The 26176-nt window shown below is 63.5% G+C and carries 30 protein-coding genes and 1 tRNA gene; 26 read left to right on the top strand and 5 right to left on the bottom strand.

Annotated features, from left to right (window positions below; genetic code table 11):
• The 17 genes from A3OO_RS0107165 to A3OO_RS0107085 all read left to right on the top strand — a co-directional run bounded on the left by A3OO_RS0107165 (position 1) and on the right by A3OO_RS0107085 (position 13516).
• Entirely contained in the window at positions 1-420 is a 420-nt protein-coding gene (locus A3OO_RS0107165; protein ID WP_018407153.1) for a DUF3168 domain-containing protein, read from the top strand.
• Positions 420-827 carry a phage major tail protein, TP901-1 family gene (locus A3OO_RS0107160; protein WP_018407152.1) on the top strand — a complete coding sequence of 136 codons (408 nt, stop codon included), beginning with the start codon at positions 420-422 and terminating at the stop codon, positions 825-827. Before A3OO_RS0107165 ends, A3OO_RS0107160 begins: the two co-directional genes overlap by 1 nt.
• 8 nt (positions 828-835) lie before the next feature.
• Positions 836-1192 (top strand): gene transfer agent family protein, encoded by a 357-nt coding sequence (locus tag A3OO_RS0107155; protein WP_018407151.1) that lies wholly within the window; start codon positions 836-838, stop codon positions 1190-1192.
• The gene (locus tag A3OO_RS22905) at positions 1189-1428 is read left to right on the top strand and encodes a rcc01693 family protein (RefSeq protein ID WP_280642659.1); all 240 of its coding nucleotides are present in this window, start codon (positions 1189-1191) and stop codon (positions 1426-1428) included. Before A3OO_RS0107155 ends, A3OO_RS22905 begins: the two co-directional genes overlap by 4 nt.
• A complete protein-coding gene (locus tag A3OO_RS0107145) occupies positions 1425-2018 on the top strand; it encodes a phage tail tape measure protein (protein WP_018407149.1) in 594 nt (197 codons plus the stop codon). The genes A3OO_RS22905 and A3OO_RS0107145 overlap by 4 nt, the downstream gene beginning before the upstream one ends.
• 15 nt (positions 2019-2033) lie before the next feature.
• Positions 2034-2672 (top strand): DUF2460 domain-containing protein, encoded by a 639-nt coding sequence (locus A3OO_RS0107140; protein ID WP_018407148.1) that lies wholly within the window; start codon positions 2034-2036, stop codon positions 2670-2672.
• Positions 2673-2773: 101 nt separating this feature from the next.
• On the top strand, positions 2774-3667 hold the full coding sequence (locus A3OO_RS0107135) for a DUF2163 domain-containing protein (protein WP_245257127.1): 894 nt from the start codon (positions 2774-2776) through the stop codon (positions 3665-3667).
• A complete protein-coding gene (locus A3OO_RS0107130) occupies positions 3664-4095 on the top strand; it encodes an NlpC/P60 family protein (protein ID WP_018407146.1) in 432 nt (143 codons plus the stop codon). The genes A3OO_RS0107135 and A3OO_RS0107130 overlap by 4 nt, the downstream gene beginning before the upstream one ends.
• Before the next feature lie 127 nt (positions 4096-4222).
• Entirely contained in the window at positions 4223-8098 is a 3876-nt protein-coding gene (locus A3OO_RS0107125) for a baseplate multidomain protein megatron (RefSeq protein WP_026222763.1), read from the top strand.
• 8 nt (positions 8099-8106) lie between these two features.
• Positions 8107-9696: a DUF2793 domain-containing protein gene (locus A3OO_RS24540; RefSeq protein WP_018407144.1), complete on the top strand. Its 1590-nt coding sequence runs from the start codon at positions 8107-8109 to the stop codon at positions 9694-9696.
• Positions 9697-9757: 61 nt separating this feature from the next.
• The gene (locus tag A3OO_RS0107115; protein ID WP_018407143.1) at positions 9758-10369 is read left to right on the top strand and encodes an N-acetylmuramoyl-L-alanine amidase; all 612 of its coding nucleotides are present in this window, start codon (positions 9758-9760) and stop codon (positions 10367-10369) included.
• Positions 10370-10410: 41 nt separating this feature from the next.
• On the top strand, positions 10411-10587 hold the full coding sequence (locus A3OO_RS23960; protein ID WP_014890979.1) for a hypothetical protein: 177 nt from the start codon (positions 10411-10413) through the stop codon (positions 10585-10587).
• 1 nt (position 10588) lies between these two features.
• Positions 10589-10810, top strand: a complete 222-nt coding sequence (locus A3OO_RS0107105; protein ID WP_018407142.1) for a hypothetical protein — start codon at positions 10589-10591, stop codon at positions 10808-10810.
• Positions 10776-10991 carry a hypothetical protein gene (locus A3OO_RS21285; RefSeq protein ID WP_198008769.1) on the top strand — a complete coding sequence of 72 codons (216 nt, stop codon included), beginning with the start codon at positions 10776-10778 and terminating at the stop codon, positions 10989-10991. Before A3OO_RS0107105 ends, A3OO_RS21285 begins: the two co-directional genes overlap by 35 nt.
• A 75-nt stretch (positions 10992-11066) precedes the next feature.
• Positions 11067-11435, top strand: coding sequence for a PepSY domain-containing protein (locus A3OO_RS0107095; RefSeq protein WP_018407140.1), 369 nt, complete (start codon positions 11067-11069; stop codon positions 11433-11435).
• Between the two features lie 22 nt (positions 11436-11457).
• Positions 11458-12135, top strand: a complete 678-nt coding sequence (locus A3OO_RS0107090; RefSeq protein ID WP_018407139.1) for a response regulator transcription factor — start codon at positions 11458-11460, stop codon at positions 12133-12135.
• A gap of 4 nt (positions 12136-12139) precedes the next feature.
• On the top strand, positions 12140-13516 hold the full coding sequence (locus tag A3OO_RS0107085) for an ATP-binding protein (RefSeq protein ID WP_018407138.1): 1377 nt from the start codon (positions 12140-12142) through the stop codon (positions 13514-13516).
• A 75-nt stretch (positions 13517-13591) separates the two neighbouring features.
• Here the strand turns inward: A3OO_RS0107085 and A3OO_RS0107080 are convergent, their stop codons facing one another.
• Both A3OO_RS0107080 and A3OO_RS0107075 read right to left on the bottom strand, forming a co-directional pair.
• Positions 13592-13987 (bottom strand): DUF3126 family protein, encoded by a 396-nt coding sequence (locus tag A3OO_RS0107080; protein WP_018407137.1) that lies wholly within the window; start codon positions 13985-13987, stop codon positions 13592-13594.
• Positions 13988-14109: 122 nt separating this feature from the next.
• Entirely contained in the window at positions 14110-14622 is a 513-nt protein-coding gene (locus A3OO_RS0107075) for a hypothetical protein (protein WP_040573702.1), read from the bottom strand.
• Between the two features lie 235 nt (positions 14623-14857).
• Here A3OO_RS0107075 and A3OO_RS0107070 point away from each other — a divergent pair, with 235 nt between their 5' ends.
• From A3OO_RS0107070 to A3OO_RS0107045, 6 genes are all read left to right on the top strand, one after another.
• The gene (locus A3OO_RS0107070; RefSeq protein WP_040573700.1) at positions 14858-15439 is read left to right on the top strand and encodes a DNA-3-methyladenine glycosylase I; all 582 of its coding nucleotides are present in this window, start codon (positions 14858-14860) and stop codon (positions 15437-15439) included.
• A 4-nt stretch (positions 15440-15443) separates the two neighbouring features.
• A complete protein-coding gene (locus A3OO_RS0107065; protein WP_018407134.1) occupies positions 15444-16076 on the top strand; it encodes an HD domain-containing protein in 633 nt (210 codons plus the stop codon).
• A gap of 21 nt (positions 16077-16097) precedes the next feature.
• Positions 16098-16622, top strand: coding sequence for a tyrosine phosphatase family protein (locus tag A3OO_RS0107060; protein WP_026222762.1), 525 nt, complete (start codon positions 16098-16100; stop codon positions 16620-16622).
• Entirely contained in the window at positions 16582-17610 is a 1029-nt protein-coding gene (locus A3OO_RS0107055; RefSeq protein ID WP_018407132.1) for an NUDIX hydrolase, read from the top strand. The genes A3OO_RS0107060 and A3OO_RS0107055 overlap by 41 nt, the downstream gene beginning before the upstream one ends.
• Positions 17611-17695: 85 nt before the next feature.
• Positions 17696-18463, top strand: coding sequence for a hypothetical protein (locus A3OO_RS0107050; protein WP_026222761.1), 768 nt, complete (start codon positions 17696-17698; stop codon positions 18461-18463).
• A 423-nt stretch (positions 18464-18886) separates the two neighbouring features.
• Positions 18887-20353 (top strand): peptidoglycan L,D-endopeptidase MepK, encoded by a 1467-nt coding sequence (locus tag A3OO_RS0107045; protein ID WP_342446752.1) that lies wholly within the window; start codon positions 18887-18889, stop codon positions 20351-20353.
• A 102-nt stretch (positions 20354-20455) separates the two neighbouring features.
• Here the strand turns inward: A3OO_RS0107045 and A3OO_RS24535 are convergent, their stop codons facing one another.
• Entirely contained in the window at positions 20456-20581 is a 126-nt protein-coding gene (locus A3OO_RS24535; RefSeq protein ID WP_018407129.1) for a hypothetical protein, read from the bottom strand.
• 184 nt (positions 20582-20765) lie between these two features.
• Positions 20766-21728, bottom strand: coding sequence for a malate dehydrogenase (gene mdh / locus A3OO_RS0107035; protein ID WP_026222759.1), 963 nt, complete (start codon positions 21726-21728; stop codon positions 20766-20768).
• A 243-nt stretch (positions 21729-21971) separates the two neighbouring features.
• Between mdh and A3OO_RS0107030 the strand changes: the two genes are divergently transcribed.
• From A3OO_RS0107030 to A3OO_RS0107020, 3 genes are all read left to right on the top strand, one after another.
• Entirely contained in the window at positions 21972-22523 is a 552-nt protein-coding gene (locus tag A3OO_RS0107030) for a hypothetical protein (RefSeq protein WP_018407127.1), read from the top strand.
• A 111-nt stretch (positions 22524-22634) separates the two neighbouring features.
• Positions 22635-22710: transfer RNA gene (locus tag A3OO_RS0107025), tRNA-Lys, on the top strand.
• A 600-nt stretch (positions 22711-23310) separates the two neighbouring features.
• Positions 23311-24345 carry an AI-2E family transporter gene (locus A3OO_RS0107020; RefSeq protein WP_018407126.1) on the top strand — a complete coding sequence of 345 codons (1035 nt, stop codon included), beginning with the start codon at positions 23311-23313 and terminating at the stop codon, positions 24343-24345.
• A 594-nt stretch (positions 24346-24939) separates the two neighbouring features.
• Here A3OO_RS0107020 and A3OO_RS21280 read toward each other — a convergent pair.
• Positions 24940-25815 (bottom strand): HD domain-containing protein, encoded by an 876-nt coding sequence (locus A3OO_RS21280; RefSeq protein WP_245257126.1) that lies wholly within the window; start codon positions 25813-25815, stop codon positions 24940-24942.
• Positions 25816-26176: the final 361 nt, after the last annotated feature.

The raw sequence follows: 26176 nt of genomic DNA, 5'->3' as shown, positions 1-26176 counted from the left end.
ATGAGCGCTTCACCGGTCATCGCGCTTCGCAAAGCGATCCGCGCCTATCTGCTCGCGGATGCGGGTTTCGCCGCCGCGTTCGGCCAAAAGCTTTACGACGAGACGCCGCACGGAACCGAACCGCCCTATGCGCTTTTTGGCGAAGCGCAGCTGCGCGACTGGTCCGCCGATCTCTCGCCGGGCGCAGAGCAGCTCTTTACGATCGGCGTCACATCGACGATGCGGGGGCTAAGCGAGGCGCTCCAACTGGCCCAGCGCATCGCCGATCTCCTCGATGAGGCGCCGCTCAGTCTTGAGGGGCATCGGCTGATCGACTTGCGCTTCCTCACCATGGAAACGCGTCGCGAGCAAAGTGGCCGCTTTGCGCGGGTCAATCTGCGCTTTCGCGCCACGACCGAATTCTTTAACGGAGCTCAATGATGGCCGCCCAGAAAGGCAAGGATCTGCTTTTGAAAATTCATGACGGCACGAGCTTCGTCACGGTCGCTGGCTTGCGCACGCGACGCCTCGCGCTGAACGCCGACACGGTCGACGTCACCGACGCCGAATCCAGCGGCCGCTGGCGCGAACTGCTCGACGGCGCCGGCTTGAAGCGCGCCAGCATTTCCGGGACAGGCGTGTTCAAGGATCAGTCGTCGGATGCGCTCCTGCGCCAGACCTTCTTCGACGGGCTGCTGCGCGAATGGCAGATCGTCATTCCGGATTTTGGCCTTCTCTCCGGCCTGTTCCAGATCGCCAATCTCGATTACCGCGGTGAATATTCGGCCGAAGTGACCTTCGATATTTCGCTCGAATCGGCGGGCGCGCTCGCCTTCGCGGCGTTGTGAGGAAGAAGATGGCCAATGGCAAGCGCGGCGAAATCGACGCGACGATTGACGGCAGGAGTTACACGCTTTGCCTGACGCTAGGCGCGCTCGCCGAACTCGAAAGCGGCTTTGGCGCAAACGACCTTGTCGGGCTCGCCAGCCGCTTTGAGGAACGACGGCTTTCCGCACGCGACATACTGCGCATCATCGGCTGCGGGCTGCGCGGAGCGGGCAACGACATAACCGACGAAGACGTCGCCAGAATGAAAGTTTCGGAAGGTCTTGCGGGCTATGTGCGCATCGCGGCCGAACTCCTCGCCGCGACCTTCGGCGATGCGCCGGAGCGAAGCGCGACCGCAAACCCTCCGACGCCGCAGGACGCCTGACGCAGGCGGAAGAAGAAGCGTGCGACTCCTCCCATCGCGCGCCCTTTCCTTTTGCGCGCGCCATGGCCTTCGGGCTCGGCGTCCTGCGGCTTTCATCTCGCGAGTTCTGGTCGATGACGCCGCGCGAACTCTTTTGCGCGGCGGAGGGCGTTTACGGCTTAGCGCCGGGCGCGCCGACGCGCGCGGCGCTTGAAGACATGATGCGCCAATTTCCCGATTCTCAAGGATCGACATGATGACAGATTTCGACGCCTTTCCCGATCCTTTCAACGCGCCCGGGGCGAATGACCGTATCGCGACAGCTAACCTGCAAGCGACGAAACTGCTGCTCGATCAGATCAACGTCTCGGCAGGAAATGTCACGAAGACGCTTCACCTGGGTTTCGGCTCGGCGGCGGCGAGCGGCCGCAGCTTCAACGATGTGCTCTCGACGATCGCACAGTCGCTGACGCGCATGGCGTTGCGCACGGGAACCAAGGCGCTCGCCGAAGGACTGGTGAGCGGATTGAGCGGCATGTTTTCCGGGGCCTTCGGCGGCTCCGGGACCGTTGCGCCTTTTGCGCAGGGCGGAGTCGTCGCAAGTCCAACCTATTTTGCGAGCGGCGGCGCAATGGGGCTGATGGGCGAGCGCGGCGCCGAGGCGATCATGCCGCTTGCGCGCGGCGCGGATGGCCGGCTCGGCGTCGTCGCGCAGAGCGCCGGCGCGCGTCCGGTGTCGGTCACGGTCAACATCGCCGCGCAGGATATCGAGAGCTTCCGCCGTTCGGAGGCGCAAATCACGGGCGCCCTGGCGCGGGCTGTCGCGCGCGGCCAACGCAACCTCTAAGCGGGCGCAGCCGGCATGAGCGATTTTCACGAGATCCGCTTTCCGCTTGATGTCTCGCTCGGCGGGCGCGGCGGACCGGAGCGGCGCACCGAGATCGTGACGCTCGGCTCCAATCGCGAGGCGCGAAACGCCCGCTGGGCGCATTCTCGGCGCCGCTATGAAGCTGGCTACGGCGTCAAGAGTCTCACGCAGCTCTCGCAGATCATCGAATTTTTCGAAGAGCGGCGCGGCCGGCTGTATGGCTTTCGATGGCGCGACCGCGCCGATTGCGCCTCCTGCGCGCCGGGCGCGACCCCAAGCCGAACGGATCAAACAATAGGAATGGGGGATGGCGCGCGCGCCGCATTCCAGCTGGTGAAGACGTACGGAGGCGCATTTTCCGCTTATGCGCGCGACATCGTAAAGCCCGCCGCTGGAACAGTGCGGGTCGCGGCCGATGGCGTCGAGAAGTTCACGCCGGATGTGAGCGTCGACGTCACGACAGGAATCGTGACCTTCGCGCCGGGCGCCATTCCTGCGGTTGGAGCAGTCGTCACGGCCGGCTTTTTCTTCGACGTGCCTGCGCGCTTCGATACGGATTTTCTCGAAATCGACATGCACGCCTTCGATGCCGGGGCGATCCCGCATATTCCGATCGTCGAAATCGTTCCCTAGCCGTCGAAAAAGCGCGAAGCGAAGCCATTCAGTGGCGCCTCACTCATGCTGAATTGCCGCAAAACGGCGCGGTTCGCAATGACGTTGAAAATTGGAAGACAATGATGCTCTCGCTCTCTCCTTCGATGCAGGCGAAGCTCGATCAGCGCGCCACCACCTTCTGCCATTGTTGGCGCGTTGCGCGCAACGATGCGACAACGATGGGCTTTACTGATCATGATCGCGATCTGACGTTCAATGGCGTGACCTTTCGCGCAAACACCGGTCTCTCAGCGTCGCAACTCGAATCGAGCGTCGGCTTTGCGCCGGGAACGGGCGAAGCGGCCGGCGCCTTGAGCGACGAGAGCCTCTCCGAGACCGATCTGCTGAACGGCCTCTATGACAGCGCCTCGGTCGAGACATGGCTCGTCGATTGGACGAATGTTACTGATCGCGCTTTGCTGGATATCGCGACGATCGGCGAGATTCGCCGCGGCGAGAACGCCTTCTCTGCGGAGCTGCGCTCGAGCGCCCATGTCTTCGATCAGCAGCAGGGCCGCGCCTTTCAACGCAGCTGTTCGGCTGATTTCGGCGACGCGCGCTGCGGTCTTGACGTCATGGCGCCCGGTTTTCACGCGACGGGCGTCGTCGCCGCCTTCGTCGGCGGCGCAATCGACATCGATCTTTCGGAAACATTCGACAGCGGCTTTTTCACAGGCGGCGCGCTAACCTTTACGAGCGGCGCAAACGAAAACGCCCGCCAGACCGTCAAATCGCATCGGCAAGAAAATCTGCGGGCGAGCGTCACGCTGTGGACGCCGCCAGGCGGCGCGATCATCGCCGGAGACGCCGTTCTCATGACAGCGGGCTGCGACAAGTCGCCGACGAGCTGCCGCGCCAAGTTCGACAATATCGTCAACTTCCGCGGGTTTCCGCATATGCCGGGCAATGACCGGATCATCGCCTATCCGAGTTCGCTTGCGCCGGCGATGGACGGCGGGAGTTTTTTTAAATGACCCGCGCCGACATTGTCGCGGCGGCGCGGCGCTGGCGTGGCACGCCTTATGTGCATCAAGCTTCGCTCATCCATGTCGGCTGCGACTGCCTCGGGCTCGTGCGCGGCGTCTGGCGTGACATCATCGGCGACGAGCCGGAGACGGCGCCGCCCTATACGCCCGACTGGGCCGAAGCCTTGAGCGCCGAGACATTGCTCGACGCCGCCCATCGCCATTTCAGAGCGGTGGCTTTAAGCGATTTTCGTGAAGGCGACGTTCTGCTGTTTCGCTTTCGTGAACATCTCCCGGCGAAACATCTGGGCATCGCAATTTCGTCCACGCATATAATTCACGCTCATGCCGGCGCCTGCGTCGCGGAGGTCGCGATCGGCCCGCATTGGGGCAAGAAGCTTGTCGCCGCCTTCGCCTTTCCGGGCGTTACTGACTGAATTCTTCCAATTCACTCCCGGCAGGCCGAAGGCCTGACCAGGAATCCAGAACCGCTCACGCGAGTCTCTGCAAGGTTCTCGATCGCGCGCAATGCGCGCGTCGGGAATGACATTCGACGAGATCTTCATGGCCACTCTTGTTCTGCAGACGGTCGGCTCTGTCGCCGGCGGCGCGATCGGCGGACCTGTCGGTTCCTCTATCGGCCGCGTGCTCGGCGGCTTTGGCGGCTCCTTCGTCGACGCGGCGCTGCAACCGCATGCATCGCCCCGCTATTCGATCGGCCCGCGGCTGAAATCGATGGACGGGATCACCTCAACGGAAGGCGCCGGCGTGCCGCGAATCTATGGCCGCGCGCGCATCGGCGGACAGATGATCTGGGCGACGCGCTTTCTCGAACGCGTCAACGTCTCTTTCGAACAGACGCAGCATCAGAGCAAAGGCGGCGGCGGCTCTCAGAACATCCATTTCACCTATTCCTATTCGGCGAATTTTGCGATCGCGCTGTGCGAAGGGCCTGTCGCCTTCGTTCGACGCATCTGGGCTGACGGGTCAGAGCTCGACATGACGACGCTGCCGATCCGCATTTATCGCGGGAGCGAGGATCAGGAGCCTGATCCGCTGATCGTCGCCAAGGAAGGGACTGAAAACGCGCCCGCCTATCGCGGCCTCGCCTATATTGTTTTCGAGGATCTTGCGCTCGCGCCCTTCGGCAATCGCATTCCGCAATTTACGTTCGAAGTCGTGAAGCCCGTTGACGGACTCGGCGAGATGATCCGCGCCGTCGACCTCATTCCCGGCGCGACGGAGGCCGGCTATCACCCTGCCCTCAAGCTCAACTTCTACTCGCCCGGCGCCACGGCGGCGGAAAATCGCCATCAGCGGACAGCGGCGACGGACTGGACCGCGTCGCTCGACGCCCTGCAGGCGCTTTGCCCCAATCTCGAAAGCGTCGCGCTCGTCGTCGCCTGGTTCGGCGACGATCTTCGCGCCGAACATTGCACGATCGCGCCGCGCGTCGACGCTACATTCAAGACCATCGGTCAGTTCAACTTCATTCTGGGCGGCTTCTGGCCGCCGGATTGGTCTGTCGCCGGACTCGTTCGCTCGACGGCGCGGCTTGTGTCGCAAATCGACGGACGCTCGGCCTATGGCGGAACGCCCAGCGACGCGTCGGTGATGGCCGCAATCGCCGACCTCACGGCGCGTGGCCTTGCGGTGACTTTCTATCCCTTCGTGATGATGGACGTGCCGCCGGGCAATGCGCTGTCCAATCCTTACACGGGCGCCGTCGAACAGCCGGCGTTTCCCTGGCGCGGACGCATCACGTGCGATCCTGCGCCGGGCCGGCCCGGTTCGCCTGATACAACCGCGACTGCAGCGGCGCAGCTCGATGCTTTTTTTGCGCGCTATCGCGCCTTCATTCTGCATTACGCCGATCTTTGCGTCGCGGCCGGCGGGGTCGACGCCTTCCTCATCGGCTCCGAGTTGATCGGCCTGACGCGCGTGCGCTCCGCGCCAGGCGAATATCCCGCCGTCGCGGCGCTGATGACTCTCGCCGCGGACGTGAAGGCGATCCTTGGCGCCCAAACAAAAATCTCTTACGCCGCCGACTGGACCGAATATGGCGCGCATGTTCCTGCAAGCGGCGAAGCGCGCTTTCCGCTCGATCCGCTGTGGGCGTCAAGCGCCGTCGACTTCATCGGCGTCGACGTCTATTGGCCGCTCTCCGACTGGCGCGACGGCCACGCCCATCTCGACGCGCAGCAAGCGTCGAGCATTTATGATCTCGACTATCTCAAGTCTGGCGTCGCCTCGGGCGAGGCCTATGATTGGCATTACGCCGACGCAAATGCGCGCCTCGCGCAAGATCGCACGCCGATCAGCGACGGACTCGGCAAGCCTTGGATCTTCCGCCAGAAGGATTTTCTATCGTGGTGGTCGCAACCGCATTACGAGCGCGTCGGCGGCGCTGAGCTGGGGACGCCGACGGCATGGGTTCCGCAGTCGAAACCGATCTGGATCGTCGAGACCGGATGTGCGGCGGTGGATCGCGGCGCCAATGCGCCGAATGTTTTTCCAGACCCGCGTTCGAGCGACGGCGGTCTGCCCTATTTTTCGCGCAACGGCCGCGACGATCTCATACAGGCGCGATTCATCGAAGCGATGATCGCGCATTTCGATCCGGCGGCGCCCGGCGGCGCGGCGCGCAACCCGACGTCCGACCTCTACGCCGGGCCGATGGTTGATCCGGCGCGCCTGCACATATGGTGCTGGGATGCGCGCCCCTTTCCGGCCTTTCCGACGCAGACCGACGCATGGAGCGACGCCCCCAATTGGGAGACGGGCCATTGGTTGAACGGACGCCTCGAAGGCGCGCCGCTCGACCGCCTCCTGCCGGCGCTCGCCGGCGCCGTTTCCGCGCCTGAAATTGTCACACAGCGGCCAAACGTCGCCGGCTTTCTTGACGGCTATGTGCTGGAGCGGCCGATGTCGCCGCGCGAGGCGATCGATCCTCTTGCCGCGCTCTTCGGCTTCGACGCCGTTGCGAGCGGCGGCGCCTTGCGCTTCGCGGATCGGCGCGGAAAGTCCGTGCGCGAAATTGACGAAGACGATCTCGTCTCCGGAAAAACCGCCTCGCTCGTGACGCTGACGCGGGCGCAAGAAAGCGAACTGCCACAGGAAATCGCGCTCTCCTTCTCCGATTCCGAGAACGACTTTCAGATGGCGCGAGTCATATCCCGCAGACTCGAGGGCCGCTCGGCGCGCCAGAGTGAAGCGCAAGCCGCGGTGATGACGCATCGCGCCAATGCGCAGTCGCTTGCGGAGAGCTGGCTTCAGGACTTGTGGATCGGACGCGAAACCGCCGAATTTTCGCTGCGGCCTGGCCTTCTCGCCTTGCAGCCCGGCGATCTGGTGCGGCTCGGCGCAGCCGGCGGCGGCCGGCTGTTTCAAATTCAGCGCATCACGGACGGCGCCGCGCGACAGATAAGCGCGCGCGCGGCGGACGCTTCCGTCTATGACGCGGCCGCGCCGCAGCTTGGACGCGCGAATGTCGTCTCACCGAAGATGGTCGGACCGCCGAGAGTCGAAATCCTCGACCTGGCGCTCTGGCGCGACGAAGAAGCGCTCTCCTATGTCGCGGCCTTCGCCGATCCCTGGCCCGGTCCGCTCGCAATCTGGAGGATGACCTTTCAGGGCGGCTATGAGCAGATCGCGATCATCGACAAGCGCGCAACCATCGGCGAGACGCTCGACGTTTTGCCCTCGGGTCCCGGTGGGCGCTTCGACAATGGAAGCAGCGTCACTGTCCGGATCGGCGCCGGGCAGCTTTCATCGGTCGGCGACCTCGCCGCGCTCGCCGGACGTTCGGCGATGGCGATTCGCGTCGACGGCGACTGGGAGATTTTCGCTTTCGCGCATGCCGAGCTGATTGGCGAAAAGACATATCGACTGTCACGGCTCATTCGCGGCCTCGGCGGCGAAGAACATCTCGCCAAGCGTGATGCGCCCGCCGGCGCAACCGTCGTACTGCTCAATGACGCGATCGCGCCGCTTGCGCGTAAGATCGCCGAGATTGGCGCGCCGACGACCTATCGCATCGGACCGGCGGATCGCGACTATGCGGAGCCGGTCTTTGTTCAACCGACGGTCGCCGCGACAAGCAAGGCGCTGCGCCCCTACGCGCCGACGAAGGCGCGCGCGCGGCGCACGCCGGCCGGCGTCCTCATCGATTTCGTGCGGCGTGGACGTCTCGATTCCGACGCCTGGGAAGCGCTCGACATTCCGCTCGGCGAGGCGAGCGGATCCTACGAAGCCGATATCTCGCTGCCGGCAAGCGGAAAGCGCACGCTCACCGCCGTCGCAACATCGATCCTTTATCCCGCCGCCGAAGAACTCGCCGATTTCGGCGCGCCGCAAAGCGAACTGACGCTGTCGCTTTATCAGATGAGCGCGACGGTCGGACGAGGATTCCCGCTGACCACGACGCTTTCCGTCCAATAGGAAAACCGATGACGCAAACCACGCATCTTGCGCTGCCCTTCATCGAGGCGGCGCAAGCGCAAAAACACGTCACGCATAATGAAGCTCTGGCGCTGATCGACGCGCTGACGCAGCTTTCGGTCTCTGCGCGAGACGTGACGTCGCCGCCCGCAACGCCGGCGGAAGGCGATCGCGTGCTCATCGGCGCCGGCGCGACAGGCGCCTTCGTCGGCAAGAGTGATCAGATAGCCACATTCCTCGCGGGAGGCTGGGCCTTCCTTGCGCCGCAAGCCGGTTGGCGCGCTTATGTCGAAGCGGAATCGCTTCTGCTGCTCTATAACGGCGCGGGATGGATTGATTGCGGCCTGTCTCTGCGCCAGCTGCAGAATCTTGTGCTGCTCGGGATCGGCGCAACCGCCGACGGCGCCAATCCGCTGCTTGCGAAACTTAACGCCACGCTCTTCACCGCCAAAAGCGTCGGCGAAGGCGGTTCCGGCGATCTGCGCTTCGCGCTCAACAAGGAGAGCGCGGCGAAAACCGTCTCGCAGCTTTATCAATCCAACTATTCCGCGCGCGCCGAGACTGGCTTGACCGGCGACGACAATTTCCACGTCAAAGTCTCGCCCGACGGCGCCGTGTGGAAGGAGTCGATCCTCGTCGACGGCGCGACCGGCGAAGTCGCCTTTCCGAGCGGCGGCCCGACGAAGATCCGCGTCTTTACGTCGAGCGGCTCCTATACGCCGACGCAGGGGCTGCGTTTTGCCGAGGTGCTGCTCTTTGGCGCCGGCGGCGGCGGCGGCTCCGGCGCCCGAACCGCATCTGGCGCTGCGGCTTCCGGTGGTGGCGGCGGCGGCGGCGGCGGGTTGGCGCGCGGACGATTCAGCCTCGCCCAGATCGGCGCCTCGAAAGCCGTCGCGATCGGTGCGCCTGGCGCTGGCGGCGCGGCGCAGACCGCGAATTCCACGAGCGGAAATAACGGCGGAGCGGGCGGAAATACGACATTCGGCACACTGCTCTTTGCTGGCGGCGGTGGCGCTGGCTCTGGCGGCGGCCTTGCGGCTGGCTCCGGCGGTGGCGGGGGAGGCGGCGCAACCGTCGGCTTCAGCGCCTCGGGGGCGACCGGCGGTAGCGGTTCATTCGCACAAGGAAACGGCGGCTCAGCAGTAGCCGGCGTGAGCAGCATCACCGTTCCGGGCTTTGGCTCTGGCGGCGGCGGCAGCCCCGCAACGGGGATGCTCGGCACGGCTGGGGGCATATCTGGCCCGGAAGCTGGGGCGTCCGGCGGCGGCTCCGGCGGCGGCATCACCGCAGCAAATGCACCAAGCGCGGGCGGCGCTGGAGGGGCCTTCTATTTGAACGGCGCGGCGGCGGCGGCGGCGGGCGGTGCGGCAGGCGTCAACGGGGCGGCTGGAACGTCATACGCCAATGGCGTTGGCCCTATCGACACGGCCGGAGCGGGCGGCGGCGGCGGCGGTTCTCACGCAACGACGCCTGGCGCCGGAGGCGCGGGGGGCCTCGGCGGCGGCGGAGGCGGCGGCGGAGCCTCGCAGAACGGCGCGAATTCTGGCGCTGGCGGCGGAGGCGGCGCCGGCTACGCCGTCATCTTCGAATTCTTCTAAGCGGCGCGCTGCGTTGCGCGCTTCAAAACTCCAGTTCGACGAAAATTGAAGGAGTCGGCTCATGGCCTTCGCCGTGAACAATCACGTCCTGCATTGCGACGGCAAGCCCGTCGCTCAAAAGCCGACGCCCAATGTCGGCGGCGTTTTGAAGCCCTCGCTGCTGATCATGCATTACACCGCCGCTCAGTCAGCGAAGGGGGCCATTTCCTGGCTGTGCAATCCGAATGCGAAAGCTTCCGCCCATCTCGTCGTCGATCTCGACGGCGCGGTGACGCAGCTCGCGCCGTTCAATCGCGTCGCATGGCACGCGGGTAAAAGCGTTTGGAGGCGGCGCTCGAACTGCAACGCCTTTTCGATCGGCATAGAGCTCACGAACGCCGGACCGTTGACGAAGCTCGCCAATGGCAAATTCGCCGACGCATACGGAAAAAATGTGCCGGCGAGCCAGGTGGCGATGCTCGCGCACAAACTCGACAAGGGCGGGGAAAAGCCCTGGATGATCTATCCCGCCGTTCAGATCTCCGTCGCCGTCGATGTCGCCAAGGCGCTCTGCCAGACCTACGGCATCAATGACATCGCCGGTCATGACGATATTGCGCCGACGCGCAAGCGCGACCCGGGTCCCGCCTTCGCCATGGAATCGTTCATCTCGCGAGTCCTCGGCCGCAAGTGAAACCGCGCCGGCGGCTTCCGGCACTAAAAAGGAGTTCCCAAATGCAAGGCTATCGCACTTATGTCGCCGCTGGTCTCGTCGCGCTGTTTGGCGCGCTCGCCTCGACCGACTGGATCGCCTTCCTCAACGATCCGAAGGCCGGAGCCATCGCCATTGGTTCGGCGGCGTTGATGGCGATCATGCGCAGCATCACCTCGACGCCGCCGGGAACAGCCTGACATGCCCAAGCTCATCGCGCTGGGTCTCGTCGCGGTCGCCGGCGTCGTCGCCTATGCGCTTGGGCTCGCAATGTTGACGCGACTTGTCGCCGGCGGCGCCGCTAAGGAGAAAGCGCGGCGCGCCGAGTCCGATCTGCGCGCCGCCAAGCGCCAGGCCGAAATCATGGTTGAGCGCAGGAGCGTGGAAGATGTTTCGCAAGATCTCGATCATGGTCGCTTTTAGCCTGGCTCTTTCGGCATGCCAGTCGACGGGCGGCGGCTGTCCGCCGCTCGTCGCCTATTCTCTCCAAGAGCAGAAGATTGCGGCGAAGCAGTTGCGCGCGTTGCCCCAAAACGCGCCTCTCGCCGCCATGATCGTCGACTACAAGAAAATGCGGGACGCCTGCCGCGCCTCGGAGAGCTGAGGCGCGCGGCCGCATTTTTTGACTATTCATTGCGCATTCAGGGCATTCGGCCGACTATGCGCCGGGGAGAGGCGCATGCGGGCCGCCGGAGCTTGTTGGAGACGGGCGCTCACCGTCGCCGCTCTCGCGGCGACGGCCGATTTTCTGTGGGCCGCCGCCAGCCGCGCCGAAGACGCTCCCGCACGGCTGCAGTGCTTCACCATGGCGCAGGCGCGCAGCAAGATGGAAGCGCAGAAGCTCGCCGATCCTTTCCGGTGCATGCGGGATGTCGCCCTGCGGCTGCAGGCCGAGCCGCTCGGCGCGCGACTGTGCCAATTGGGCGAAGGACTTATTTATGAGATCAGCCTGCTGCGCCGGGACGGCCACATCGTCAAGTTTCTTGTCGACGCGTTCAGCGGGCGGCCTCATTCTAGCTCTATAGGCGCTGACTCTACAGACAATTGAGTCTCGCACGCGGGAGGATGCATTGCGGCTGCTGGTCGTTGAAGACGACAAGGATTTGAACCGCCAGATCGTTCGTGCGCTCGAGCAGTCGGGCTATGCGGTGGACCGCGCCTACGATGGCGAGGAAGGTTGCCATCTCGGCGAAACGGAGCCCTACGACGCCGTCGTTCTCGACATCGGTCTGCCGAAGAAGGACGGCGTGACCATTCTCGAAGAATGGCGCGCAGCGGGACGCGACATGCCGGTGCTGATCCTCACCGCGCGCGACCGCTGGAGCGACAAGGTGCAAGGCTTCGACGCCGGCGCCGATGATTATGTTGCAAAACCATTCCACATGGAGGAGGTGCTGGCGCGCATCCGCGCGCTGCTACGCCGCGCGACGGGCCACGCGACGAATGAAATCGTCTGCGGCGCGGTGCGACTCGACACCAAAGCCGGCCGCGTCGTCGTGGACGGCGCGTTCGTGAAGCTCACTTCGCACGAATACCGGCTGCTCGCCTATCTGATGCATCACAGCGGACGCGTCGTATCCCGCAGCGAAATCATCGAGCATTTATACGATCAGGATTTTGATCGCGACTCGAATACGATCGAAGTCTTCGTCGGCAGGTTGCGCAAAAAGCTTGGCGTCGATCTCATCCAGACCGTGCGCGGTCTAGGCTACATGGCGGCCGCGCCGGCAAAGGACGCCGGACGCTAGGCGCATGCCCCTTTCCTTCGTCTCCATTCGCTCCATCGCCGCGCGTCTGTTCCTGACTGCGGCGGCGATGAGTTCGGTCGTGCTGATCGTCGCCAGCATTCTTCTTACCGCCTACTACCGAAGCGAAGCGGAAGAGGTCTTCGAACGTCGCCTCGACGTTTACCTGCGCGCCATCGTCGCGGACGTGTCCGAGTCGGGACAGGAGGGACGCACCGGCCCTGGCCAGCTCGGCGACCCGCAGTTCGAATTGCCGGGCTCGGGGTGGTACTGGCAGATCACGCGTCTCGACGACAAGTCTCATGACATCAAGGCGTCACGCTCGCTCTTCGCCAACACGCTGCCCAAGCTCTCAGATCTTGGCGTCGCAGCGGAGGTCGGCGGCTTTCGTCGCGGCTACGGGCCTGGCCCGGACGGGCGCAGGCTGCGCATCGTCGAGCGCGTCATCGACGTCGGGGACGTCGGCATCTATCTCGTGCAGGTCGCAGGCAGCGGCGAAGAGATGGAAGAGCAAATCGCCCGCTTTCGCTTCGCGCTGATCGTCGCTTTCGCGGCGCTCGCGATCGCGCTCGCCATCGGCGCCGCCTTCCAGGTCCGCTTCGGCTTGCGGCCTTTGAGGCAATTGCAGCGCGAACTCGCATCGATCCGCGGCGGCGAACGGGAGCGCATCATCGACGCCTACCCGAGCGAAGTCGCGCCGCTCGCCGAAGAGCTCAATCTGCTGATCAGCGCCAATCGCGACATTCTCGAACGCGCGCGCACGCAGGTCGGCAATCTCGCCCATGCGCTGAAAACGCCGCTCTCCGTCATCGTCAATGAAGCCGATTCCGCGCCAGGGCAACTCGCCGGGAAAGTTCAAGAACAGGCGCAGATCATGCGCGATCAGATCTCCTTCTATCTCGACCGGGCGCGGGCTGCGGCGCGCGGCGGCGCGCTCGGCGCCGCGACACAGATTGCGCCGTCGATCGAGGCCTTGCTGCGCGCCTTTAGTAAAATCTATGGCGACAAGGGCGTGATCTTTTCTGGCGGCGCCGATCCGCGTCTGCGCTTTCTTGGCGAGCGCCAGGACCTCGAAGAAATGATCGGCAATCTCCTCGACAACGCCGGCAAATGGGCGAAGAGCCGGGTGACAATCGACGTCTGCGTCGAAGGCGCGTCGCGGCCGACGCTGCGCGTCACCATCGACGACGACGGGCCGGGACTTGCTTCGCATTTGCGCGCGGCGGCGACGCAGCGTGGGCGGCGTCTCGACGAAACCAAGCCTGGATCAGGTCTCGGCCTGTCAATTGTCGTCGATCTCGCCGCCGCCTATGGCGGCTCGCTGCAGCTCAACGACAGCCCCAGCGGCGGTTTGCACGCGGAGCTTCGATTGCCGGGGTTTTGAGCTGCGTGGGTCCGGCCTAAGCAAGGCCCCGGACCGATCAGCGATCGAACGGCCCGCGTCGATTCGGGCAGCGCGTCACTCTTCTTCGAGATCGAAATCGAGAATGGCGACTTGCAGCGTGAAGCTCGACAGCTTCGGATCGTCAGCGGAGATGACGCCAAGAAATTCGCCGTCGGCGTTGAGTTCGACGGAATCCATTTTCCGTCCGCGCGCCACGATCGACAAGCGATCGTTTTCGAAGAGCTTGCGCAAATAGGACTGCAGCACTTCGCGTCCGACAGGAATTTTCATCTCGAAGGCGAAGGAACGATCGCCGTCTTCGTCGTCGACCGAGATCGAAGCGATCCTTCGTTCGCCAAGATGCACGGCGGCGTCGTCCGGATTCTTCGGATCCGCTGTGACGCGAACGCCCTCATTGCCGAGCGAACGGCGCAGGAACGCCTGCAGTTTTCGCAACTCGGTTTTATCCAAACGCCCGCCCTCGTTCAGCGATCAGCTTCATTCCCTCTGCCACGACGCCTTTCGCCGAGCAAGAGCGCAAGAAAAACGCCCGGCGGAGAGCCGCCGGGCGACGACAAAAAGCGCGAAGAACGTTATTCGCCTGCGGCTTTCAGCCTCTTGTTGCATTCGCTCCAATATTTTGGCCAGGTGATTTTTGAACCGGCCTTTTTGAGCTCAGCCTTTTTCGCCTTCCATTCCTCGCTGCATTTCTTCTGGCGCTCGCGCGTCGCAGTTTTCGGGTCCGTCGCGGGTTTAGGGCTCGGGGTCGCTTCGGTCGCGGCCGGCGGAGGAGTCGGCTCGACGGGCTTGGTTTCCGTCAAGGGCGGCGGCGTAGGCTTCGACTCTGCGGCGGCCGGCGGCGGCGTCTCGGGCTTCGCCTCGGCAGGCTTGGTCTGCTCGGCCAGCCGCCCGCGACAGGCTTTCAAAAACTCCTGCCAGCTCTGGCCGCCGAGTTCATTCGCGGCTTTAGCCGCCTGATATTGCGATCCGCATTCCTTCAATACATTGGCTTGCGCATACGCGTCCCCCGAGCTCGCGGCGAGGGCGACGGCGACGGCCAGAGCGCCGCCGGCCGCAGCGTAAGAAACAGCGATACGGATCCCCATATAAATCTCCATTGATGGACGGCGCGAACTGAGCCGCAACAAATGCGACGGCGCAATAGAAGCAGGACGCGCGCCATCTGCGCCCGCCGGGGCCGACGATAGTCCCAACTTGGTTGTGAACGCAATCCGAACGCGCGATAAAGCCCGAGCACGCGGCGTTTTTTCGTCCGCTTTTTAAAGGTGAGTCTTGGCAAGCGTTCGGGAACAGCCGGCAAGTTGGCGCGAACTCGCGGTCGTGTCCCATCTCGACGGGCTCAAACGTTGTCCGTGGCCCGGCGTCGATCCGCTTTACCTCGACTATCACGACAACGAGTGGGGGAGGCCCGAGCGGGACGGCCGGGCGCTCTTTGAAAAGCTGACGCTCGACGGCTTTCAGGCTGGCCTCTCGTGGATCACTATTCTGCGCAAGCGCGAGGCGTTTCGCGCCGCCTTCGACGGCTTCGATCCGGCAAAGATCGCGAGATTTGATCAGAAGCGCGTCGCGGCGCTGATGGGCAATGATGCAATCGTGCGCAACCGCGCAAAAATCGAAGGCGCCGTGCTCTCGGCGCAGGCGTGGCTGGATATTGAGGCGACGACCGGCTTTTCGGATTATCTGTGGGCTTTCGTGGACGGGCGTCCGATCGTCAATCACTGGACCCGCATGAGCGACGTGCCGACGCAAACCCCGCTTTCCGAACGGCTCTCCAAAGATCTCAAGGCGCGTGGCTTCAAATTCTGCGGACCGACGATCGTCTATGCCTTCATGCAGGCGGTCGGCATGGTGGACGATCATCTGACGGGCTGCCATCGCCACGCAGGGGGCGAGGGCGGCTGACGCGATGCGCTCCCCCCCAGCGAAAAATCGCGGGCGGCCGGCGCCCGGCGAAGCGCCCCGCGCCTGGCAACGCATGTTGTCCGGACGCCGGCTCGATCTGCTCGACCCTTCGCCGCTCGACGTGGAGATCGAAGATATCGCGCATGGGCTGGCGCGCGTCGCGCGCTGGAACGGTCAGACTATCGGCGCGCATATTTTCTCGGTCGCGCAACACAGCATGCTTGTGGAAAAGATCGCTTGCGCGCTCGACCCCGCGATCGGCCGAACGGAGCGGCTTTACATGCTGCTGCATGATGCGCCGGAATATGTGATCGGCGATATGATCTCCCCCTTCAAAGCGGCGATCGGCGACGCATACAAAAGCGTCGAGGACCGCATATTGGGCGCGATTCTTCTGCGCTACTCTCTGCCGCCGACGCCCTCTCCCGCACTGCGGCGCCTGTGCAAAGAGGCCGATCGCGCCGCCGCTTTTTTTGAGGCCGTGCAGCTTGCGGGCTTTACACGGGGCGAAGCCGAGCGCATCTTCGGCCGCCCGGCGATCCCGCCGCAGCCCTTCATTGACGAACTCGCCCCGGCTCCCATTGAGGAGGCGCAGGCGCGTTTTCTCGCTCGGTTTCGGGCGGTCGACGAAAGTTGAAGAAGAACGTCGGGGAGAAAAATGCCGAATGGGCGTTTGTACGTCTGTTCCCTGACTAAGGTGGTCGACACTGTGCGCCAAAGCGGCGCACGCTCGCTTGTCACCATTCTTACCGCCGGGGCGTCGCTTGTTCGGCCTTGCGAAATCTCCCGCGAGCGCCATTTGCGGATCGCTGTCTCCGACATCGACGCGCCGCAGGGAGGGCACATCCTCCCTGGCGAGGAACATATCAATCGGCTGCTCGCTTTCCTTGAGGAATGGGACCGCTCCGCGCCGCTCGTCATACACTGTTACGCTGGGGTGAGCCGATCGCCCGCGGCGGCCTTTGTCGCGGCCTGTGCTTTAGCGCCGCGTCGCAGCGAAATGGAGATCGCGCGCGAACTGCGCCGCGTCTCGCCGACCGCGACCCCGAACAGACGGATGGTCGCGCTCGCCGACGAAAGGCTCGGGCGGAACGGGCGAATGTCCGCCGCGATCGCCGCGATCGGACGCGGGACCGACTGCTATGAGGGAGCGCCCTTCGCCCTGGAATTCGCCGACGCCTAGCCGAGCCGCCGAAGAGCTCGCGCCCCTTTCCCCGCCCGTTGAAATCGGCCTCACCGCCGCAATCGTCGCCGTTCGAGACGACGAGCCCTTGATCCTGACCACGCGCGCGGACGGGCCGGCCAGCATCGCCGCCCTTCCCTCCGGACCTTTCGATCCGATCCGCCATCGCACCTTCGAGATCGGCCTGCGCGAATGGGTCGCCGAGCAGACCGGCGCGCCGCTGGGCTATGTCGAACAGCTCTATACATTCGGCGATCGCGGACGCCACGCCCGCGCCGGCGACCGCGATCCGCACGTCGTCTCGGTCGGCTATCTGGCGTTGACGCGCATCCGCGACGACGCCGATCGCCGCGCAAGCGTCTGGCGGAGCTGGCATGATTTCTTTCCCTGGGAGGATTGGCGCAAAGGTCCGCCCCTGGTGCTCGAGGAAACGATCGCGCCGGGATTGACGGACTGGGTGGCCGAAGCGCCGGACGCCGTCTCCTCGTCGGGCGTCTCGCGCCGGGTGCGAGTCAATCTTCTCTTCGGCGGCAAGGGACGCGCATTCAATGAGGAGAACGTCCTTGAGCGCTACGAGCTTCTTTACGAGGCCGGGCTTCTCGAGGAGGCGCTGCGCGATGGTCGTGAATCGGCGGAGAAACGGGCGCCGCTAACGCCGCTCGGGACCCCGATGCGCCATGACCATCGCCGCATTCTTGCCACAGCCATGGGCAGACTGCGCGCCAAAATGAAATATCGTCCGGTGATCTTCGAGTTGATGGCGTCGGAGTTCACGCTGACGGAGCTGCAGCGGACAGTAGAAGCCATCGCTGGCCGACATCTGCACAAGCAGAACTTCCGCCGTCTGGTGGAATCAACGGCCATTGTCGAGCCGACGGGGGAAATGTCCTTAAAGACAGGCGGACGCCCGGCGGCTCTATTCCATTTTCGCCGCAATGTTCTGCAAGAAAGGCCCGCGCCAGGGCTTCGCGTCGGCATCCGAGGCTGATGTCGCTCCTTTAAGGCGATGTTCACCGCGACATGGTGAATGTTTGCTGAAGCGAAGCCCGCAATGCGTAGAGTAGAGGTGCGTCTTGGGCTATTTGTCGCCGCCCCCCATGCCGGCGCCGGTCGTCGTCTACAAGGACGTCGGCGGTCTGGTCAGCGATTATGAAGCGCTCACCGAACGATATCGTCGCGAGAATCGCGAGGTCAGGCTGCATGAATGCCGCTCGGCCTGCACGCTGGCGCTGAGCCTGCCCAACGTCTGCGTCTATCCGGACGCAAAGGTCAAATTTCATCAAGCCTACAACGCCATCAACCGGGAGGTCGACCTCGGCGTCTCGTCGCAGCTATTCGCCTCCTACCCGGCCGCTGTGCAGGCCCGCCTTGGCAATCTGACCAGGGAATATCGCGTGTTGACCGGGACGGAGCTGATCGCTCTTGGCATGCGCAATTGCGAGGGCGGCCCGACCATGATCGCAAGCCGCAAGCAGCGCGCGCCTTCGACCAGCGTCGCCAGCGCGCGGCCCGATGGGCAGTCCGGCGCGAGCCTCGCCTCCTTTGGCGACATCGCGCAGAAGGTGCAGTCCGCCGTCGCCACCGCCCTTGCGAGCACAGGCGGCCGGACCGATCCGATCCATGTCGCCGTCGCCGACCGGCAACAGCTGACCGGGTTGGCGCGCGGCGGCGAAGAGGCGAATGCGCTTCCTGAGCCCGCGCCACTGCCGCCGCGCAGGCCGGCGTCCGAGGCCTTTGCGGGTCAGGATACGGCGTCGCTATCTCCGGCCTATCTGCGCCTCATCAGCGGAGCGCAGCCCATCCTCGGGCCGCAGCTCGTGCGCACAGTGGCCTCGAACTGAAGCGGCGACAACGTAGACTGAGGCCTCGCGCCGCTGTGGAGCGGCTCGCGCCGCTCTAGAAGCCTCTCCTAGACATTGCTGCGTGAACGGTGCGGCGAAGCTCGAGCAATTTTTCGCCACGATGTTGCCCTAGCCTCTGAATTGGTGGGGAATCAGGCGGTAACGACGCCGAGGAGCAAAGCCGTCTAACTGCGTATTCCGCACCGGATTTTCGCCGCGCCTTGCGCCACAGGGCGAAGGCGTCTTCTGGCCGAACGGCCAGAAGTCTTGTTAGTTTCACGGGCGACGTCGGTTCAGGCGCGCTTCAAGCTGGACGGGAAGCAGCTATTGACGACGCCTCGCTCCAGCGCGCGCCTGATTTCCGCTCCGCTTTCGACAGTTCTAGGCCTTTTGGTCTTTTGCCTGGCGACGCTCGCGCCAAAGGTGACCGAAACCGCGGTCGCCAATGGCGACACAAGAACCATTCATCTTTACCACGCCCATACGCATGAATCGATTTCGGCGACGTATCTCGTCAACGGGCAATATGACGCCCAAGTCCTTCAGCAGTTGAACTGGTTCCTGCGCGACTGGCGACGGGACGAGCCGACGAACATGGACCCGCGCCTCTTCGATGTCGTCTGGGAGGCCTATCGCCATGCGGGCGCCGGCGATCAGGTCGTGCATGTCGTCTCCGCCTATCGCTCTCCGGAGACAAACGCCATGCTGCGCGCCCGGTCCCGCGCCGTCGCCAAATATTCCCAACACATGCTCGGCAAGGCGATGGACACCACCATGCCGGGAATGCCGATGTCGCAAATTCGCGAAATCGGCATGCGCATGCAGCGCGGCGGCGTCGGCTATTATCCGACGGCGGGCACGCCTTTCGTCCATCTCGACGTCGGCAATGTGCGGGCCTGGCCGCGCATGAACTACGACGAGCTCGTGCGGCTCTTCCCCGACGGCAAAACGGTGCATTTGCCGTCCAACGGCCAGCCGCTCGCGCGCTATGAAGAGGCGCGCGCCGAGATCGAGGCGCGCGGCGACGGCGCTTACGTCGTTGCGCCTCGCCGCACGTTCGGCGGCTTCTTCGCCATGTTGTTTGGCGGCGGCGCCGGGGGCGGCGAAGAAGACGACGCAGAGGTCACTGCGCCGGCGCCCAGCACCCGCAAGCAGTGGGCTTCGCTCGCGCCGCGGCGGGCGCGCGGGACAAGCGGCGAAATGGAAGAGCAAAGCGCGGCTGCCGCCCCGACAGACGCCTATCGCTACGGCGCGAAAGAGCTTTCGCGGGCGGAGTCCGATTTGCCGCGTGGCGAGACGACCCTATCAGCGCCGGGCGTAGAAGCGCCGGAGCAAGAGCCGTCCGCCGCGAAGCTCCCAACAGTTCGAGCGCCGCTGCCGCCGCAGCGTCCGGCATCGCTCGCCGCTCGCACGGATGGGCGGACGGCGCATGACAGGTCAGCCGAACTGCAAAGCGCGGTCGATTTCCAGGACGCCGACGGCGCTGAACGCCGTTCGGGCACATTGTCGGCAGCTGATGCGCCGCCCCGCCGTTCAAAGCTCGCGTCTGCGCCCCTGCCCCCCACTCGGCCGGGGATCCCCCATGCGAAGGCGACGAGCGCGATCGCGCGGCTGGTCGACTCGCCCAAGAATGAGACGAAAAAGTCGAGAGCGGCGGCCCGGCACGAGTCGCTCGCCTATGCGCCTGAGCCGCCGCAGGGCGCTGAGCCGTCGGACGCCGCCGTAGCAGAAAAAAATGCGAGCGCGGCGCCCAATGAGGCAGCTGCTCGCGGCGCAACCCCACTCCTCGGCTCATCGACCGGCCTTCGGGCGGCCGCCCGCTCACGCGGACGCAGTCACTTGAAACAGGATGTCTCAACGGGACAGGACGTGGAGACCCACGCTCAGTGAACCTGGCGCATGGGAGCAGTTTTCGAAGCTTTTTTTAATATTGCTCCGGACGAGCCACGCTGTCACGCCAGACGTGAAGATCCAAGCCTTGACGTAAATAACTCAGGGTAAAAGAGCAACGGCGTTTATCGCCGCGGCGCCGATAAGGATTGCCGCGCGCGCTGCAAAGTAAAGCGTGCCGGCGATGGCGAGTATTTTAATAAAGCCAAAAGCGTCAGGGTCGAACATGGCTTCGCGTCCACTGGAGCAAGCCTGAACCTCTCCGGGAGAATCAGTCTTCAGACAGTCTAACCCGTAACTTGCAAAGAATGTTCCTACGGTCGCGCCCAAGCGCCAGTGGCCGGGAACCGCCGTCCCAGCTTGCGCCGCAAGCAAGTTGCCGACTAGATTGGCGGGTGCGGTCAGAGAAGCGTCAGGCGAAAGCCGGGTCGAGCGCCTTGGCGGCTTCCAGCAGCGTCCGAACCGAGGCGACGGATTTTTCAAACATCGCCCGCTCGGCCGCGTCGAGCTTTATCTCCATCACCCTCTCGACGCCGTTCGCGCCGATGACCACGGGAACGCCGACATAGAGTCCGTTCACGCCATACTGGCCGGTGAGATAGGCCGCGCATGGCATCACCCGCCGCTTGTCCTTGAGATAGCTCTCGGCCATGGCGATCGCCGCGGTCGCCGGCGCATAATATGCGGAGCCGGTCTTGAGAAGCCCGACGATCTCGCCGCCGCCCTTGCGCGTGCGCTCGACGATCGCGTCGATGCGCGCCTGCGTGGTCCAACCCATGGCCACGAGATCCGGCAAAGGCACGCCGGCCACCGTCGAATAGCGCACCGACGGCACCATGTCGTCGCCATGGCCGCCGAGAACGAATGCGCTCACGTCTTCGACCGAGACATTGAGCTCCTCGGCCAGGAAATAGCGAAAGCGCGAAGAATCGAGCATGCCCGCCATGCCGACAATGCGCTGCGTCGGCAGGCCGGACGCCTTTTGCAGCGCCCACACCATGACGTCGAGCGGATTGGTGATGCAGATGACAAAGGCGTTCGGCGCGTAGCGCTTGATGCCCGCGCCGACCTTGGCGATGACGCCGAGATTGACCGACAGAAGATCGTCGCGGCTCATCCCCGGCTGGCGCGGCACGCCGGCCGTCACGATGACGACGTCCGCCCCCTCGATCGCCGAATAGTCGGAGCCGCCGGTGAGTTTGGCGTCGAAACCCGCGACGGGAGACGATTGGGCGATGTCGAGCGCCTTGCCTTGCGGCACGCCGTCGACGATGTCGAAAAGAACAATGTCGCCGAGTTCCTTGAGGCCGGCGAGATGGGCAAGCGTTCCGCCGATATTGCCGGCGCCAATCAAAGCGATTTTTCTTCGCGACATAATCAAACTCGTTCTTTGCTTCTGGGAAACAGCTACCGCGCTTTTGCGGCGGTGGGAAGACTTCTCGGCGCTTGTCGTAAGCATAGCCTTACAAGGAGGCGCGGAGTCTCCGCGACCCAACAGCGCGCCCAGCGGTTTTCCTGGCGCGCGCGAATGTCGCAGGGATTGCGGGCTGTCGCGGCGCTCCTTACCTGCGAAGCTCGAGGGGAGCGCGCAACGTAGCCGCTTGGCGGAAGGCCGAACATGAAAAGCGAATTTTTGTTGAAACGCCTGTGCGCCGCCGCGATTGTGGCAGGCGCCTGTTTCGTTGGCCCGGCCGCGGCGCAGGCGGCGGACGCGGACGAATCCGAGCTTCTGGAGCATTTCGAGAAGGTCGACGTCTGGCATGCTCCGGTCGACTATAGCGTCCGCTACAACAATCAGGACGTGATCGTCACCCGAGAGATGGTGGCGCAACCTGCCCCTCAGGGGGAGCTCTGCTATATCCGCTTCGATCTGATCAAGGGCGAGGGCGACTACGGCTATGGCTTCAAGCCGGGCGCGACGCGCGATGCGCATTGGGGCTTTAATGTGCTGAAAAGGGGCACGGTTGTCGACCAGCTGGCCTCGCAGCTCAAGATGAACGTCATTTATTTTTACGCGCAAGGGCCGAAGAGCGAGGCGGCCAAGGCCGTTTGCGCGCGCAAACAGGCCGCGCCCACGCCCGCCGCGGGCAACGCCCACAAGGGCCCGTGGGCCGATCTCGTGACGAAAGCGCGTCTGATCCACGGATGGCCGGCGGCGCGCTCGCCGTAATCCGGAGCAGGAAAATGCGGGTGGCCGCGCGTAACGCTGGACAGCGGCGAGCGGGTTTGATATTCGCACCGCTCGTTCGAAGCAGCGTCGCGCTCGCGGCGCTCGACGAACGGGCGCATAGCTCAGTTGGTAGAGCAGCTGACTCTTAATCAGCGGGTCCAAGGTTCGAGCCCTTGTGCGCCCACCAATTAACCACTTGAAACGTAGTCTATTTGGCATGCCGTCCTGCGCCAGTTACTGGCGTGGGGCTGGAATAATCGAATGGGCGAAAGCGGCCCTGGACGATACTCGCTGACGTGGCTGCGCCCAGCATCTTTGCAAAATCTCTACGTTTCGCCACGACCGCCAACTAGGTGGATTAACCACCCCCAGGCAACGGCCTGTCGCTGCGGCCAATGTGAGGCAAAAAGGCCGAAAACTTAGATTTGGTCCTCTCGATCGGCGAAGGCTTGCTGGCGCGCTCGCGCACAGTGGTAACGCCCGCCCTATGATCGAGGCGCTGCTGAAACGCCGCTCAATATTGGTGCGTGAGCCGCAGAGGATCTTGCGGGAAACCATTAGGCGGCGCCGCGCCAAGGACAGAGTCGCCAAGGACACTTCCTCAGGAGCAAGCAACTGTTTGCGCGCACTTGACTGCGTCACCTTCCGATCATCAAAAATTGCTCTAAGGTTTTCAAATTCGCACAACCGGCTCGAGTCGTAGCCCGTGACCGCGTGACCAAAGTGTAACTCTTTCTCTAACGCGCGCGGTCGCTTAATATCTTGATCCTAGCAGCGCGGGTCCCAGATGAAGATCAATTTTCTGACTAAGAGCATCGATCAGAACGACTTCGCCTCTCGAACAGCCGTGGTGGCTATGATCGCGGCGGCGACCGGGGCCGTCGTATTCGTTCTTTGGCAGCTGACGGATCTTCTCCCGGCGGTTTTCGCGACGATTCTCATCGCGCTCGCTTGGCGTGGCGTCGCCGGGCGGGTCTCCAGGCTTCTTGGCCTTTCGCAGAGCGTGTCGCTTGGATTGGTCGCGCTCGGCACGCTCGCTTCCATCGTTGTGGCGTTGATGCTGTTCGGCGGTCAACTCGTGCGTCAATATGACGAGGTTGCTCTCGACATTCCCGCTGCGATCGCCCTGCTGGAGCGCTTGGTGGAAGAGCACCCGTGGGGCCGTTTCGTCGAAAAATTTGTGGTTCATGTCGACTTTTCCAAAATGACGACCCCGGTCGCCCAACACTTCGGCGCTCTCCTCGGTTCTGTCGGCAGTGGCCTCGGCTATGGAATATTCACGATCATTGGCGCCGCATATCTTGCCGCCGATCCAGGGAGGTACGCCGCTGGCGTAATCGCCTTGACGCCTGCGTCGCGGCGTACCGACATGGCGCTGTTTTTGGACCGGTCAGGCGCCGTCTTGCGGCAGTGGCTTTTCATCCAACTCTATGTCGTCGCCATGAACGCGCTCTTCGCAGGGGCGGCTCTCTGGGCCTTTGGCGTCCCAGCGCCGCTGGCGCTCGCGACAATCAGCGGCGCGCTAGCGTTCGTCCCCTATTTCGGCTCGATCATCGCAATGATTATCGGGGTGCTGGTCGCGTTGCCACACGGGCTGGACAATGCGGCTCTTGCGGCGCTTGCAATCGGATCCGCGAGTTTCATCGAAGGCTATCTGATCACGCCCTATCTACAGAGCCGTTCACTCATGGTGCCGCCGGTCGTGCTGCTTTTCTGCATGCTTGCCTTCGCCTCGCTCTTCGGGACGATGGGCGTGGTGTTGGCGGTGCCGGCGACGGTCGTTCTGTCCGTCGCCTATGGCGTCTTCGCCGAAAATCGATAGGAGTCGCGCGCGCCGCTCTTTATTCAAAGCGACGCGCGTCATTGAGCCGATATCTATTGTTTAACCTCGGGAGCTGTCTGCGTGGGACCCGTGCGTCGCACGCGGGCGACGCGCCTATGACGGCGCGACCCTCTCGTTGAACTTCGGGGCCGTGACACACGCGGCTGGTGATGGAAGGTCGTAAATTGCCGCTCGTTTGACTCCAGCGCCTCCGCATCGGAGGACGCGAGCGTCGCCGCCGGGATCACAGCGGCCGCCGAAAACAGCGCTAAGATGAAGGAGCGGCGTGACAGTTTCCTGTCTTCTGAAATCTCGACATCCATTTTTTTTCCTCCTCCCAAAAATATTCTTCTGAGATTTACAATCCTGATCAGAATCACGAGACCCGTCAAGCGGACGCCACCCTGAACATGTCTTTTTGATGTGCGCTCTGCCGCGTTCGGTCGGCGCAGATTCGAAAGCTCCGCTTTGCAGATCAGTCGCCGAAGATGAGGTCTGTAATCTGACGGTGCGTTGTGGCGCGTCCCTTGGCCGCGCCCGATGCTGTCCCACCCAGCAGCAGCTTCTCTCAGATCTCCGGCTCAGAAAATCAGGTCACCGACGCTGAGGGACGACAACATCGCCCATTGAGAGATTTTTCAGGCAACGTCTTATGTTCGCCAACGCCGCCGCCCGCCACATTTCTATGGTCTCCGGTCGCCGGAATAGCTTGTCCTCGTGCGACAGAAGATTCCTGAGAAAGGCCGCCTGCCCCGCGTTAAAAACCTCCTTGGGAATCCAACTGAATTCAAAGCGTATGTCTTGAAAATTTGCAGCGAACTGCTCCCATGGCAGGGCAAGCGGACTGAGGTCTAGATCGACGAACAGGTCCAGATCTCGCGAGAACCCCGCATAACGTTCTTTGCTGGCCTTGGCTTCAAGGTGATTGGTCGTCGCCATAATCATTTCGCGAACAGCCTCGACGTCAGCTGAATTCATAAGCGTATAACTTTGAAACAGCTCAGCGCTATCTTGAACGTTCAAGAAATCCGCCCGTCGGGATTCGCCTGCGCCGCGCGTTCGATAGACGACGTCGTGCCAGAAAATAGCTGTCGCGATTAGCTCGGGCCGCGCTGCGAGCGCGGCAAGTTCTTCGAATGCTTGCAGGAGGTCGCTGATATGGCGCCAACTATGGTAGGCGCGCCCGAAATCGCCATAAGCGGCGTCAAGCACCTCCCAGGCTCCAGCCTGGTGGCTCGATTGAAGTGGGACCCAGTAGCGACTTCTGATCTGAGGTGCGTTCATGTGATAGCTGCGGCGGTTCTGACTGGTGAAAACATGGATGATTATTTCGTAGCCGGAGGGGGAAGGCGATAGCGTTTTTTGGAGCCGCAACGCCGCTCTGCCGCCTTCCGCATTTTTTATAACGACACGACGGCTCGCATGATCCTCAAAGAGCGCTCGACGAGATTGCGCGTCTAATCGCCACATGAACGACGCATGCGGCGCCGCGAAGCGCACCGGCCTCAGAGCGTTACTGTGCCAATTATCTGAAAAGACATGCGTCCTTCGTCTTGCCGCTCCGTTCGCGAGGGCGGCGCCGAGGATCGAGAGAGTGCGTTTGCATACAGGAAGCTTGACTTCCCCGTTGTATCGACAAGTATCAAAAGTCTTGAAGGCTAAGCAAGTTACTCAAAAAAAGGGGAGTTTCCTCAATGCGCCGGAACCTGAAAACGCATTTGTTTGCGGTTACTTGTGCTTCGGTTTTATTCGCGTCAAGCCCTTCGGGCGCGGCGGTTTTGTCCACGACGGCAGATCTCAACGTCGATGGCGCGTCGGCCTCTTCCTTCAT

It is taken from the genome of Methylocystis rosea SV97, from assembly GCF_000372845.1.
Lineage (GTDB): Bacteria > Pseudomonadota > Alphaproteobacteria > Rhizobiales > Beijerinckiaceae > Methylocystis > Methylocystis rosea.
This window is presented reverse-complemented; position numbering and strand designations above follow the sequence as displayed.

Excerpts from the sequence above, each read along its gene's own strand:
- A3OO_RS0107165 (WP_018407153.1), top strand. The coding sequence starts at position 1 with ATGAGCGCTTCACCGGTCATCGCGCTTCGCAAAGCGATCCGCGCCTAT.
- A3OO_RS0107160 (WP_018407152.1), top strand. The coding sequence starts at position 420 with ATGGCCGCCCAGAAAGGCAAGGATCTGCTTTTGAAAATTCATGACGGC.
- A3OO_RS0107155 (WP_018407151.1), top strand. The coding sequence starts at position 836 with ATGGCCAATGGCAAGCGCGGCGAAATCGACGCGACGATTGACGGCAGG.
- A3OO_RS0107145 (WP_018407149.1), top strand. The coding sequence starts at position 1,425 with ATGATGACAGATTTCGACGCCTTTCCCGATCCTTTCAACGCGCCCGGG.
- A3OO_RS0107140 (WP_018407148.1), top strand. The coding sequence starts at position 2,034 with ATGAGCGATTTTCACGAGATCCGCTTTCCGCTTGATGTCTCGCTCGGC.
- A3OO_RS0107135 (WP_245257127.1), top strand. The coding sequence starts at position 2,774 with ATGATGCTCTCGCTCTCTCCTTCGATGCAGGCGAAGCTCGATCAGCGC.
- A3OO_RS0107130 (WP_018407146.1), top strand. The coding sequence starts at position 3,664 with ATGACCCGCGCCGACATTGTCGCGGCGGCGCGGCGCTGGCGTGGCACG.
- A3OO_RS0107125 (WP_026222763.1), top strand. The coding sequence starts at position 4,223 with ATGGCCACTCTTGTTCTGCAGACGGTCGGCTCTGTCGCCGGCGGCGCG.
- A3OO_RS24540 (WP_018407144.1), top strand. The coding sequence starts at position 8,107 with ATGACGCAAACCACGCATCTTGCGCTGCCCTTCATCGAGGCGGCGCAA.
- A3OO_RS0107115 (WP_018407143.1), top strand. The coding sequence starts at position 9,758 with ATGGCCTTCGCCGTGAACAATCACGTCCTGCATTGCGACGGCAAGCCC.
- A3OO_RS23960 (WP_014890979.1), top strand. The coding sequence starts at position 10,411 with ATGCAAGGCTATCGCACTTATGTCGCCGCTGGTCTCGTCGCGCTGTTT.
- A3OO_RS0107105 (WP_018407142.1), top strand. The coding sequence starts at position 10,589 with ATGCCCAAGCTCATCGCGCTGGGTCTCGTCGCGGTCGCCGGCGTCGTC.
- A3OO_RS21285 (WP_198008769.1), top strand. The coding sequence starts at position 10,776 with ATGTTTCGCAAGATCTCGATCATGGTCGCTTTTAGCCTGGCTCTTTCG.
- A3OO_RS0107095 (WP_018407140.1), top strand. The coding sequence starts at position 11,067 with ATGCGGGCCGCCGGAGCTTGTTGGAGACGGGCGCTCACCGTCGCCGCT.
- A3OO_RS0107085 (WP_018407138.1), top strand. The coding sequence starts at position 12,140 with ATGCCCCTTTCCTTCGTCTCCATTCGCTCCATCGCCGCGCGTCTGTTC.
- A3OO_RS0107075 (WP_040573702.1), bottom strand. The coding sequence starts at position 14,622 with ATGGGGATCCGTATCGCTGTTTCTTACGCTGCGGCCGGCGGCGCTCTG.
- A3OO_RS0107065 (WP_018407134.1), top strand. The coding sequence starts at position 15,444 with ATGCGCTCCCCCCCAGCGAAAAATCGCGGGCGGCCGGCGCCCGGCGAA.
- A3OO_RS0107060 (WP_026222762.1), top strand. The coding sequence starts at position 16,098 with ATGCCGAATGGGCGTTTGTACGTCTGTTCCCTGACTAAGGTGGTCGAC.
- A3OO_RS0107055 (WP_018407132.1), top strand. The coding sequence starts at position 16,582 with ATGAGGGAGCGCCCTTCGCCCTGGAATTCGCCGACGCCTAGCCGAGCC.
- A3OO_RS24535 (WP_018407129.1), bottom strand. The coding sequence starts at position 20,581 with ATGTTCGACCCTGACGCTTTTGGCTTTATTAAAATACTCGCCATCGCC.
- mdh (WP_026222759.1), bottom strand. The coding sequence starts at position 21,728 with ATGTCGCGAAGAAAAATCGCTTTGATTGGCGCCGGCAATATCGGCGGA.
- A3OO_RS0107030 (WP_018407127.1), top strand. The coding sequence starts at position 21,972 with ATGAAAAGCGAATTTTTGTTGAAACGCCTGTGCGCCGCCGCGATTGTG.
- A3OO_RS0107020 (WP_018407126.1), top strand. The coding sequence starts at position 23,311 with ATGAAGATCAATTTTCTGACTAAGAGCATCGATCAGAACGACTTCGCC.
- A3OO_RS21280 (WP_245257126.1), bottom strand. The coding sequence starts at position 25,815 with ATGTGGCGATTAGACGCGCAATCTCGTCGAGCGCTCTTTGAGGATCAT.